The 12,651-nt window shown below is 62.6% G+C and carries 7 protein-coding genes and 2 pseudogenes; 6 read left to right on the forward strand and 3 right to left on the reverse strand.

The features are described from left to right. From AC1DT7_RS11835 to AC1DT7_RS11845, 3 genes and pseudogenes are all read right to left on the reverse strand, one after another. Window positions 1-395: pseudogene (locus AC1DT7_RS11835) on the reverse strand (fumarylacetoacetate hydrolase); the annotation flags it as partial. Between the two features lie 101 nt (window positions 396-496). Continuing rightward, window positions 497-1,750 carry a mandelate racemase/muconate lactonizing enzyme family protein gene (locus tag AC1DT7_RS11840; protein ID WP_478036155.1) on the reverse strand — a complete coding sequence of 418 codons (1,254 nt, stop codon included), beginning with the start codon at window positions 1,748-1,750 and terminating at the stop codon, window positions 497-499. A 91-nt stretch (window positions 1,751-1,841) separates the two neighbouring features. Next, on the reverse strand, window positions 1,842-4,778 hold the full coding sequence (locus AC1DT7_RS11845; RefSeq protein ID WP_478036156.1) for a TonB-dependent receptor: 2,937 nt from the start codon (window positions 4,776-4,778) through the stop codon (window positions 1,842-1,844). A gap of 545 nt (window positions 4,779-5,323) precedes the next feature. On the opposite strand from AC1DT7_RS11845, the gene AC1DT7_RS11850 reads away from it, so the two are divergent. From AC1DT7_RS11850 to AC1DT7_RS11875, 6 genes and pseudogenes are all read left to right on the forward strand, one after another. Then, window positions 5,324-5,914, forward strand: a complete 591-nt coding sequence (locus AC1DT7_RS11850; RefSeq protein ID WP_478036253.1) for an RNA polymerase sigma factor — start codon at window positions 5,324-5,326, stop codon at window positions 5,912-5,914. Continuing rightward, window positions 5,880-6,026: pseudogene (locus AC1DT7_RS11855) on the forward strand (FecR/PupR family sigma factor regulator); the annotation flags it as partial. The gene AC1DT7_RS11850 and the pseudogene AC1DT7_RS11855, both read left to right, overlap by 35 nt. 78 nt (window positions 6,027-6,104) lie before the next feature. Further along, entirely contained in the window at window positions 6,105-6,869 is a 765-nt protein-coding gene (locus tag AC1DT7_RS11860) for a FecR family protein (RefSeq protein WP_478036254.1), read from the forward strand. Window positions 6,870-6,946: 77 nt separating this feature from the next. Next, a complete protein-coding gene (locus AC1DT7_RS11865) occupies window positions 6,947-10,057 on the forward strand; it encodes a TonB-dependent receptor domain-containing protein (protein ID WP_478036157.1) in 3,111 nt (1,036 codons plus the stop codon). Between the two features lie 85 nt (window positions 10,058-10,142). Beyond that, a complete protein-coding gene (locus tag AC1DT7_RS11870; RefSeq protein WP_478036158.1) occupies window positions 10,143-11,447 on the forward strand; it encodes an MFS transporter in 1,305 nt (434 codons plus the stop codon). 76 nt (window positions 11,448-11,523) lie between these two features. Next, window positions 11,524-12,573, forward strand: coding sequence for an SMP-30/gluconolactonase/LRE family protein (locus tag AC1DT7_RS11875; protein WP_478036159.1), 1,050 nt, complete (start codon window positions 11,524-11,526; stop codon window positions 12,571-12,573). The last annotated feature ends 78 nt before the right edge of the window (window positions 12,574-12,651 follow it).

Below are 12,651 nucleotides of genomic sequence, written 5' to 3' on the forward strand. Positions count from 1 at the left end.
ATGTCCTCCAGCCTGGAGCGGACTTCAGCAGCCGCGCCTGCGTCGCCCCGCGCGCGCTCCTCGATCACCCGCTCCAGCGCGGAAACCGCGAAGGTCACGCCGGCCGCCTTCACGCATTGCAGATCGATCGGGCTGAGCAGGCGAAGTGCCGCATCGGCACCGGTGCCGAGTCCGAGCGAGTCGAGCGCGCCGAGCGCCGTGCCGGCGCCAGCGTCGAAGACCTTGTCCTCGATCAGCGACGAGACGGTCGGTGCGACTTTCGCCATGTCATGAACCACGCCACCCGCAATCAGGACCGGGCTCGGTCCCTCCGCGCCGGCAATCCGGCCGACGAACAACCCGTCACGCCAATCCGCTGGCAGCGCATCCGCCACCGCAAAGTCATTATTCGACATATTGCTCCCGTTCGATTTGCCGGCCGAAGTTCGGATGTCGGCCGGCCGTCAGGCCATGGCCGAACCGCGCATGAGCGGTTCGACCGTGCGCCCTGTAAGCCTTACCACTGCGTATAGGAACCGTCCGGACGGAGGTTGAGCGGCATACCGACCTTGTAGGTGTTGTACTCGGCGATCTTGGTCAGCTTGCTGACGTCGATCTCGACGCCGAGGCCGGGCCGGTCGTTGGGCCACATCTTGCCGTTCCGGAAATCGAAGGCCTTGGGCAGATAGGGGAAGCTGCGATTGCCGTCGCCGATCATCTCCATCAGCGCTGGCACCGAGGTGGCGGTAAGGCAATGCACCAGCGCGGCCTCCGCGATCGGGCTGGTGAAGTGCGGGATCATTCCGACATAATGAGTCTCCGCCATCGCCAGGATTTTCATATATTCGCTGATGCCGCCGGTGTTGGGCAGGGCAGTGCGGACATAGTTGATCAGGTTCTTTTCGATCAGCGGGGCGACATCCCATTTATAGCCGAACTGCTCGCCGACGGCGATCGGCTGGCGCGTGAGCTGGCGGATATGTTCGTAGGAGCCGATATTCTCGCTGCGGATGAGATCCTCGATGAAATAGGGATGCAGATCGGCGTTATCGATCATCCCGGCCAGCCTGACGGCGTCGGACGGATCGAATTCGGTGTGGAAATCGAGTGCCCAGCTGCCATCGCCGACCGTCTTCTGCAGCAGGACGCAGTCTTCGAAGATTGCCCGGACCAGCTTGAACCGATCGACCACGCCGGTGCGGTTGTCCGTCGAATGGCGATAGGTCCGGAAACCAGCCGCGATGCAGGCGCGTGCCGCGTCCGCCAGCGTGCCACCCTGTGGCCGGGGGAAGGCCGTGGCATAGCATTCGATATAGTCGCGCGCCTTGCCGCCGAGCAATTGCCACAGCGGTACGCCGAGTGCCTTGCCCTTGAGATCCCACAAAGCGAGATCGAGGCCGCCCAGCGTGTGCAGCTTCTCGCGGCCGGCCGTGTAATGCATGCCGCGCATCATGCGCTGCCAGTGCATCTCGGTTCGGAACGGATCGAGCCCGATCATCATGGTGGCGCATTCTTCCATCGTCGTCGGCTCGCCGCCTTCGCCGATGCCGCGCAGGCCGGACTCAGTCTCGATGACGATGACGTTGCTCGACTGGTTGATCATGGGCTGGCCCATGCGACCAGTAGAGTCGCCCGAATTGCGGTAATAATGGACCGTCTTGATCTTGTCTGCCGGCAGGCCGAGCGCATCGGCCGTCGGTGGCAGCCAGAAGGCTGATGTCGCCACGGCGCCCAGGCCCTTGAGAAGGGTCCGCCTGTTCCATGATGTCATTCCCGTTTCCCCTTATCTCTATCCATCGGACCGGTCTTTGGGATCGCCTCTATGGCCGGCGCCGATCCGGGCGCCGGCTTGAGGCGGATGGCTAAAGCTTGAAGCTGACGCCGGCGGTGAAGGTGCGGCCGTTGCGCAGGTCGAACAGCGTGTCCTGCCTGTTGCTGTCGATATATTGGGTGCTGCGTTCGTCCGTCAGATTCTGCGCCTCCAGCAGTACCCTGATCTGCGGCGTCACCTGATAGGATGCCGAGAAGTCCATATAGAAGGCAGCCTTGTTCCCGATAATGTCGCTGTCGGCGGCGCCGGAGGGAACCGTGCGAATGAAGCCGGAGCGATAGTTGCCGGTCACGCGCGCACTGAACTTCTTGTCTTCGTAGTAGAGAGTGCCGCTCGCGGAGCTGCGGGACAGGCCGACAAGATCGTCCGTTGCCGTCAGTGTCGGCACGCCGTTGGTGCTCTGAAGGATATAATTGATCTCCGACTTCACCAGCGTCACGCTGCTCAGCACGCCGAAATTGCTAAGGAACCCGGGCAGGAAACGCAGCGGTGCCTGGGCATTGAGCTCGACGCCCTGCAGCAGACCGCCCGGCGTATTGGCGAGGCGCGAAATGGTGAACAGCTCGTCCGGCGTGGTCTGCGTATTGGCGAGCAGGCTGTTCGGGAGCCCCAGATCCTTGAAGGGGATCAGGGAGTTGATGCTCTGGATATAGGTGCTGATGTTCTTCCGGAAATAGGCGACCGACAGCAGCGATCCAGGCGCGAAATACCATTCGAGTGCGGCATCGTAGGTGGAGGCCCGGATCGGATCGAGGAACGGATTGTTGATCGATCCGCGGCGCCCGACCGCATCGACACCGCTGCTCGGGATCAGGGGCGCGAGCTGCGGGCGGGACATGACCTTGGCGGCCGCGAGCCTCAACAGGAGGTTCGACTTCAGCTCGACCACCATGTTCAGGGACGGCAGCCAGTCATCATAGCTGCGGTCGGCCTCGGCAAGCTGGCCAGCCGTCGGGTATTTGGAACCGGCCGGTGCTGCGACCGGGATATAGCCGAACGAATATTGGTCGGTGTGGACGTAGCGGACCCCCGCATCGCCGCGGATGGTGAACGGCAGGATCTCCTCGGTGTTGAAGGTGACCATGCCGTAACCGCTCTTGACCGTCTCCTTTACGCCGGAGGGCCCCGATCCGCACTCGACACCGCAGAACCAGGAATCGTCCAGGCCGACGACCTTGGAATATTGCTCGAGATCACCCGCTACCCAGCTCGCGGGCGCGCCAAATCCGAGCAGCTTGTCGAGTTCGGTGACCTGCACGTCAAAGTCCGCGATCGATTTGCCGGCCGGTAAGGCCGGTGTCGCCTGGCGCGCGGGATCGAGACTAAGCTGCGCCGAACGATAATCACTCTGGCGATATTGGCCGCCGACATTGAGCTTGAAGCCCGGCGTCACATCCCACTCGGCCTCAAGCTCGAAAGTCTTGTTCTTGGTGTTGCGGTTGAGCTTGCGGTCGCTCCAGGTGCCGAACACGGTCCCGTCGGGCAGGCCCGGCGCATATTTGAAATTGGCCGGGTTGGTGACATCGATGCCGTAGGTGATGTTCGGAATGCCGCCGCCCTTGCGGAAATCCACGGCGAAGCCACGGGTATCGTTGGCGTCGATGTTCACCCATCCGCGACGCGGACTGACGAACGGCGATTCGGAATAGCCGGCAAGCCCGCTCACCTTGAATTGTTCGGAGAAGCGATGATCGAATTTGAGGGTCGCCTGTTTGAATTCCGAAACGAACTTGTCGACCCACCGCTCGGAGCGAATGTCGACGCCGTCGTACAGGCCGTAGACGACCGAGCCTTTCGAGTTGATCTCGATGTCGCRCACCGACACCATCGGCTGCCCGCTGTTGCTGGCGGAACGAGCGAAGGACAGGCCGGAAATATAGGAATCGGCCCGCACCACGTCAAAGCGCGAATAGAGCCCGTCGAGGGTGACATTGGTATTCTCGTCGGGCTGCCACTGGAAGCTCAGCGAGCCACCGATCCGCTCTGCGTCCTGCTGGGAATCCAGGTAGCGTGGCAAGCGCGGGAAGAAGGCGCCTCCACCCGGCTGGCCCTGCGGGCCGAGGCGGCTCTGGATCGCATTATAGGCCGCAACCGTCCCGGTGCGTGGGTTTCCCGTGCTGCAATTGAGCGCATCGGTGCCGCGCAGCGCATTGTTCGTCGGGTTTTGCGGCGCAACCCCGATCGGCGAGCAGAAGCCGCCATTCACCCATGCCGGCAGCACAAGCACAGCGGAGTAACCGACGTCCCTGGTACGCCGCCGGCCATAGGAAGCCGATGCGAGGATGCCCATCGTACCGTCAGCGAATTTTTTCGAGATGAGCCCAGAGACGCGCGGATCGACCTGTCGCCCGACCTCGTTATAGATTCCGCGTGCTGTTGCGGTGAGCGCGAAGTCGCTGTGATAATCGAGCGGGTGCGGTGCCTGCAGATCGACCGTCGCGCCGAGCGATCCTTCCTCCATGTTCGCCGATGGCGTCTTGCGCACGGAGAGCGAGGTGAAGATCTCCGACGGGAAGACGTTGAAGTCGAAGCTCCGGCCGTTGTTGCCGCTGCCATAGACATCGGACGCGCCGGTCTGCGACGTGCCTTCCATGCCGTTGATGCGGACACGCGTGAACTCCGCGGCCAATCCGCGCACGGTGATGTTGCGTCCCTCGCCGCCATCGCCTCGTGTGAGCGAGACGCCGGGAAGACGCTGCATCGATTCAGCCAGGTTCGCGTCGGGGAACTTGCCGATATCCTCCGCCTTGATCGTGTCGACAGCGGCGGCTTCTTCTCTCTTTTCGGCAAGAGCGCTTGCAAGGCTCGACCGAAAACCCGTTACGACAACGTCCTGGGCAGATGTATCCTGGTCGATCTGCTCAGCCGTCGGGGCGGTTTGAGCGAAAGCGGGTTGCCAGGCGATCGATGCGGCGCAGATGGCAAGTAAAGAGCTGCTCAGATAGGTGAAATTATTCGTCCTTCGCATCATGTTGCTCCGAAATTTTCTGATTTTTTGTTTGATCGTTTGTTGTTTTTTGACGTGCGATCCTTCCGTGCAAATGGCGCCGAGGAATATTGGTGCTCTGCTTATGGTGGGAAGCTGCCGGACAGGTGGCGTGCACGCGTAAGCCGCGGTCGCGCACCAATTCCCTGGATCATGATCCGGAAATCTCGGCCTTCGACAATCGAACACGTCGTGATCGATTAAATTGACATGAATAATGACAGGCACGGTTCGACGCAGCCCGGTTGCCCATGAGCTTCCTCTTCCTGATGCTTCGGCTTTTTTGCCGATTATAAGGAAAGATGGATGAGCTGGATTTATCCGTTAGCGGCGACGCATCTTTTAGGCCGGTCAGGTCATTGACGCAGTCCGGCGGCCCCCGGCACGCTCATCTCGAAGAACGCCATCGACCATGAAGCCTGGCCCTGTGCCAGGCTGCGCGATTTTGAAGAAATAACCCCAAAGGTTTTACGGAAGTGGCAACCTGGTGCATCTATGTAGGAAATAAGGGGGTGGATGGCCGATTGGTGGAGGATGCGAACCGCCTGAAAATCATGGCGTGGGTGGGTAGCGAAGTGATCCCCCATGAGCCTGCCGTGCGCGGCTGGCTGCGGCGGATGGTAGATGCCAGCGAAGTCGAGGATGTCGTTCAGGAGGCCTATTGTCGTATCGCCAGCCTGACTGACGTAAGCCATATTCGCAGCGGTCGGGCCTATTTGTTCACGACCGTTCGCATGCTGGTGATCGAACGTATCCGGCGGTCACGCGTGGTGAAGTTCGAAACGATTACCGAAATCGAGACGTCGGGGATCGCATATGATGAGCCATCACCCGAGCGTGTGGCGGCGGGTCGTCGCGAACTGGACCGGGTGACGAGGCTGATCGAGGCGTTGCCGGATCGGTGCCGCAAGGTGTTCGAAATGCGCAAGGTTGAAGGGCTGTCGCAACGTGAAGTGGCAACGGCGCTGAGCTTGCCTGAATATACGATAGAAAATGACGTGGCGAAGGGCCTGAAGCTCATTCTCCACGCGATCGCGGAGGGTGACGAGCAGGCCGAGAGAGTCCTTATGAACGTTGGAACACATGGAAGAGCGCGAGACAGCACAGGCGATCAATGACCAGGCCGCCGATTGGGTAGCACGCCTAGACGCGGGCGCGCTCGATCGGACCACACAAGCCGATCTGGACCGCTGGCTGGCGGGCGATGAGCGCCGCCGCGGCGCCTTTTTTCGCGCGCAAACCACATGGCGCATGTTGGATCGAGCGAGCGTGCTTGGCGGCGGCGTTCGTGAACCGACGGACGTTGGTGTGACGGCCATCTCGGTCGACGCCCCGGATCGCCGGATCGACCGCAGGCGCGCGCTCTGGGCCGGCGGGGCGCTCGCCGCGTCTGTGGCGGCGGCGGTTCTCGGCATCGCGTTACGGCCCACGCCTCCGGAGCAGATCGAGACGGCGCTCGGCGAGATGCGGCGGGTGCCGTTGCAGGATGGGTCGCTGGCGGCCGTCAATACGGAGACCAAACTTGCCGTCGACATCCAGCCCGGCAGCCGCAACGTGCGGCTCGACAAGGGGGAGGCCTGGTTTCAGGTCGCCAAGGACAAGAAGCGGCCTTTCGTCGTCGCCGCAGGCGATGTGCGGGTGCGCGCGGTCGGCACTGCTTTCTCGGTCAGACGGCTTGAAGAAGGGGCCGATGTCCAGGTGACGGAAGGCGTGGTCGAAGTCTGGACCGTCGGCAGGGAAGCGAACATGGCCCGGATATCGGCCGGTACGCGGACCTATGTCACCTATGCGAGCGGATCGGCCGCTTCCACCGAGAACCGCCCGGCGATCGATCGCACTCTTTCCTGGCGGGACGGCCAGCTCGTGTTCGATGGCGACACGCTCGGGGAGGCTGCCGCAGAGTTCAATCGCTACAATGTTGTGAAGATCAAGGTCGCGCCCGAGCTGTCCGGCGAAAAGGTGGTCGGCCGCTTCCGGACGAACGAACCCGAAGCTTTTGCCCGCGCGGCATCCATCATGTTCGACGCAAGGGTGCGAAAGGAGGATCGCAACATCGAATTGTCACGTAATTAGGGCGTTTCTGGCGGGCAGGCGGAAGACCGTCGTCGGCATCATCCAAAAAAGGAGCGTATAAAAGCTTCGGGGAGAGGATGGAATTGGGGAAGCACGGTATCCGGTCGGGACTGGCCGCGTCTGCGGCCGTCATCGCTGCGCCTGTCTGTGCGCAGCCCAGGACATTCAACGTTCGAAGTCTGCCCGCGGTCCAGGGTATTCCGGAGTTCGCGCGGCAGGCCGATGTCCAGATACTGGTGAGCGAAGCCGCCGCGCGCGGCAGGCGTACTTCAGCCGTCAGGGGCACGATGCCGACGGAGGAAGCCCTGAATCGCCTGCTGGACAAGAGCGGGCTGCGCATCACGTCCAGCGATGGCCGGACGATCACGCTGGCGCTCGCCGGTCCTTCTCCGCCTGTGCGTCATCCGCCCGACCCTCCGGCCAATGCTGCCCAGCCGGACGCGCAGGTGCCGGTGCAGGATGTCGTCGTGACCGGCTCGCGCGTCATCACGAACGGCAATAACTCGCCAACACCGGTCACGGTGGTCTCGACCGAGCAGTTGCAGCAGGTCACGCCGTCCAACCTGCCCGACGCGCTCAACCGCCTTCCGATATTCGCCGGGTCAAGCAACCAGACGACCTTCGGCGCGGCGGAGCGGAACTTCACCGGCAATTACCTGAATCTTCGCTCGGTCGGGACCGCGCGCACGCTGGTGTTGTTCGACGGCCATCGCTTTCCGCCGACCACGACCGATAATCTGATCGATACCAATGCGATCCCGCAAATGCTGATCGAGCGGGTCGATATCGTCACCGGCGGCGCTTCGGCGGTCTATGGGTCGGACGCCATCACCGGCGTGGTCAATTTTGTCGTCGACAAGAAATTCACCGGCTTCAAGCTCAACCTCCAGGCCGGGATATCCGGTCGGAGCGACAATGACTCCGTGCGGTTGGGGGGCGCCTGGGGCACGCCTCTTTTCGGCGGCCGCGGCCATTTCGAGGCGAGCTTCGAATATTATGATTCGAAGGGCATCGGCGACAAACTCGGCCGCGCCTATGGTCGCGCGGTCTATTCCACCCAGGGTGCCGGCACGGCCATCAATCCTTATCGCCTCGTCCAGGACACGCGACTGAACGGCTTGAGCCGCTTCGGGCTGATCAGGAGCGGCATCTTCGCCGATCAGGTTTTCGGCGGGACCGGCAACAGCTTGCGGCCTTTTGTCCATGGCGAGCCGACCGGCACCAATGGTGTCGAGAGCGGTGGTGACGGCACCTTCTACAATTCGTCGCTTCAGGCGAGCCTGAGATCCTATCAGGCCTTCGCCCGGCTCGACTACGAGCTCGGCGACAGCGTCACCTTCTATGCTCAGGGAACCGCGACCGATTCCCATAATGCGTTCTCCAAGGAGGAGAACGTGATCAACAATGCGACGATGTCCTCGCAAAATCCGTATCTGCCGGCACAATATCGTTCCGCGCTCGCCATGGCGAACCAGAACAGTTTCATTTTCAGCCGGCAGATGACCGATGTCCCGCGACTGACCCCGACCGCCTGGATCCGCAACTATTATGTCGTCGCTGGCCTCAAAGGCGCGATCGGCGATGGCGCCGGCTGGGACGTCGCCTATTCGCATAGCGCGGCACGACAGAAGGTGGCGACGGTAAACAATATGAGCCTCGGGAGGCTCTATGCCGCGCTGGATGCCGTCAGCGCTCCGAATGGCGACATCGTCTGCAACGTCACCCTGACCAATCCGGGCCTGTATCCCGGCTGCGTACCGATCAATCCCTTTGGCGAGGCGACCATTTCGCAGCGCGCGCGCGATTATATCCTGCAGGACACCTATTTCCGCCTGAACAACAAGATGGACGATGTCACGGCAAGTGTCGCCGGGTCGCTGTTCGATAGCTGGGCCGGGCCGGTGCGAATGGCGCTGAGCGCTGAATATCGCCACCTTTATATGGACCTGGTGAGCGACGCGCAGCCATTGCAACGGACATCCTGCGAGGGCCTGAGGTTCAACTGTACGGCGAATACGCCGTTGTTCGCCTCTAACGTCGTGGGGGATATGCGGGGGCGGAGCCAGAATATCACCGAGGCTGCGCTGGAGGTGGACGTGCCTCTCCTCGCCGACGCACCGGTTGCCCGGTCGCTCAACCTGAACGCGGCGGCGCGCTATACCCATTATGATACGAGCGGCGACGTCCTGACCTGGAAGGTCGGGATCGACTGGCATGTGACCGAAGAGTTGACGCTTCGCGGCACCCGGTCCCGCGACATCCGCGCGCCGAATCTCAATGACCTCTATGCCCCGGTCAACGTCAACCCATCGGGCTTCAACGACATCCACACGGGGATCACCTCGACCGTGCTGATCGAGAGTTCGGGCAACCCCAGGTTGAAACCGGAAGTCGCGCAGACCCTGACGCTGGGCCTCGTCTATCGTCCCGCCTGGCTGCGCGGGTTCAGCATCGCCCTCGATTATTTCAGGCTGGCGATGGACAATGCCATCGGCAATGTATCGGCGAGTAACAGTTCCGTGCAGCGCGAGTGCGAGGCGAGCGACGGAACGTCGCTGCTGTGCGCGCTGTTCGACCGTCCCTTGCCCTTCAGCGATCGGACGGCGGCGAACTTTCCGACGAGAGCCTATACCCGGCAACTGAACGTCGCGACGCTCAACACGCACGGTGTCGACGTCGAGGCGAATTATTCGACGCCGCTCGCCGGCGGTACGTTCACTTTTCGCGGTCTCCTGTCCTATCAGCCGAAGAATGTGACGGTGAACTTCAAAGGGTCGACACCGCTCGATCGCGCCGGCGCATCCGACGGACGTGGCCAGCCACGATACCGCGCGGCATCGTTCATCCACTACGATCGAAGAGGCGCCGCGATCGACGTCCTGCAGCGCTGGCACAGTTCGACCCGGCAGAGCAGCGATCCCACGCTCATCTTCGATGCCGCGCCCGTATCGGCGGCGGCGTATACCGACCTTACCCTGTCGTATGAGTTCAAGGCTGGCGCATTCGGCGCGGGAAGGGGCTTTTCCGCGCGCCCGTTCCTGACGATCCAGAATCTGTGGGACAGGCAGCCGCCACCTTATGTGGCGACCGGCGCGCAGAGTTCCGTGCCTGGCTTTTTCGTCCCGGTCACCAACGGCGACGATCCGATCGGCCGCTATTTCACCGCCGGAGTCCGCATCCGCTTTTGAGAAGAACGGGAGTGTCGCGGGGCAGGGGCCAGCGCGAACGCTTCTTGCACATCACGTTGAAACCATATCGTTCGGGAGAGACTATGTGACCAAAACCAAAAGTGCCGTGCCAATCGGCAAGATACGCTGGCTCATCATCTGGCTGATATTCCTGGTATCGGCCGTCTCCTATCTGGACCGGACGAACATCTCGATCGCGGCGCCGGTGCTGAAGGTCGATCTGGGTATTTCCGATGTGCAACTCGGAACGATCTTTACCGCCTTCCTGATCGGCTATGCCTTTACCCAGCCTATCGCGGGGCGTCTGGCCGATCGGTTCGGGGCCTATCGGATCATTGCGATCGGCCTGGTGTGGTGGAGCGTCCTGACGGCGCTGATCGCGATGGTTTCGACCACCATGGCCGGCGCTTTCGGCATGATGATCGTGCTGCGGCTGATGCTCGGCATCGGGGAGTCGGTCATCTATCCGGCGAGCAACCGGCTGGTCGCCAATTGGGTCCCGTCGGCGGAGCGGGGACTGGCCAATGGCCTGATCTTTGCCGGGGTCGGCTTCGGCGCGGGTGTCGCGCCGCCGCTCGTCTCGTTCATCATGGCGGCCCATGGCTGGCGTGCGGCGTTCTGGGCGAGCGCTGCCATCGGGCTGGTCGTGCTGGCCATCTGGCTGATCGCCGCGCGCGAACGGCCCGAGAATCACCCGATGGTGCAGCCGGAAGAACGCGATTTCATCGCGGCCGACATCGCCGGCCATACCGCCGCGAAGGGAAGTCGCAGCGAGGCGATGCTGAGCTGGGGCCAGATCTTTTCGAGCCGCCACGTCCGGCTGCTCACGCTCAGCTATTTCTGCTTCGGCTATGTCGCCTTCATCTTCTTCACCTGGTTCTTCAACTATCTGTCTGCGGTCCGCGGGCTCGACCTCAAATCCAGCGGCCTCTACGGAATGCTGCCTTTCATCGCCATGGCGCTTGCCTCATCGGCAGGCGGCTATATGTCGGACAAGCTATCTATCCGTTATTCGAAGAGAGTCGGCCGCTGTTATCCTGCTGCAATAGGCATGGCCCTGGCCGCGTTGTTCGTCGCACTGGCGACCCAGGTTGCGGATGCCCGGCTTGCGGCCGTCGTACTCGCGCTCGGCTCGGGCTCGTTATACCTGTCGCAAAGCGCTTTCTGGACGCTGAGCGCCGACCTCGGCAAATCGTCGGCGGGTTCGGTCTCGGGCGTGATGAATATGGGCTGCCAGATCGGCGGCGCGGTGGTGGCGCAGATATCGCCGATCATCGCCAGTCAATTCGGCTGGACAGGGTCGTTCCTCGTCACCTCCGCGGCCGCCCTTGTCGGTGCGGTTTGCTGGCTGCTCATCGACCCGGAGGCGGACATCAAGCATCCCGCCTGACACGGTTCTCCGGCCTCTGGTTGGGCGGGGCCGGACCATATCCAGAAGCACATGTCTTCAAGTAAGGAGAGAGACGTTGAAGAGAAGCAATATCGCCTTTGCAGGCCCGCTCGCGCTGGCCGTTGCCGCTTGCACGGGCGGCGCCGGTGGCGCCGACAACCAGGCGAATGCCACGGTCGTGGCCAATTCGGCCGAGGCCACGACGGGGACCTCGGTAGAGCGGCTCGATCCGGCGCTCGACGCGGTGATCGCGCCGGGCACGGCGATCGAGAAGGTCGCGGGTGGCTTCACCTTCGCCGAAGGCCCGATGTGGCATGAGGGGCGGCTTTGGTTCTCCGATGTGCCGGAGAGCAAGCTGATCGCGGTCACCGCGGACGGCAAGGCGGAGACGCTGATCGAGAATTCCGGCGGCACGCCGACCAAGTCGACCAGCAAGTTCAAGGGCTCGAACGGCATGGTGATGGACAAGGACGGCACCGTCCTTCTGGTCCAGCACAGCGACCGCCGGATCGTCCGTCTCGACAGCAAGCTCGGCATGACGACCTTCCTCGACAAGTTCGAGGGCAAGCGCTTCAACAGCCCGAACGACCTGGTCTTTGCACCCGACGGGTCGCTGTGGTTCACTGATCCACCCTTCGGCCTTGCCGGGCAGCTCAAGGATCCAGCCAAGGAGATCCCGTTCAGCGGCGTGTACCGTTATGCCGGCGGCAAGCTGACTGCGGCGGTCAAGGATCTGCCTTTCCCCAACGGTATCGGCTTCTCGCCCGACGGCAAGATCCTGTACGTCAGCAACTCGCTGCCCGACATGGCGCTGTGGCGTTATGATGTTGCGGCCGACGGCACCGTGTCGAACGGCAAGGCCCTGGTGAAATGGCCCGGCACTGCGGACGATGTGCCGGACGGGCTGAAGGTCGATGCGGCGGGCAATATTTGGGCCACGGGTCCGGGTGGCATCCGCGTCATCGCGCCGGACGGCAAGGTCCTCGGCCAGATCAAGCTGCCTGAAGTGGCTGCCAATCTCGGCTGGGCCGATGACGGCAAGACCGTCTATATCGCCGGGTCCAGCAGCATCTACCGCATGAAGCTAGCCGGCCGCGGGCAGATGCCGCTCTACGTGAAACCCTGATACGGGCGCGCGGGCGGGCGGAGAGGTCCGTCCGCGCCGCCACATGTCCGCCACAAGGTCCCGCGAGAGGCGGGCGAC

This window comes from Sphingomonas sp. P3_C6, assembly GCF_056402595.1.

Coding starts and splice junctions, on each gene's coding strand:
- AC1DT7_RS11840 (WP_478036155.1), bottom strand. CDS start 1,750: ATGACATCATGGAACAGGCGGACCCTTCTCAAGGGCCTGGGCGCCGTG.
- AC1DT7_RS11865 (WP_478036157.1), top strand. CDS start 6,947: ATGGAATTGGGGAAGCACGGTATCCGGTCGGGACTGGCCGCGTCTGCG.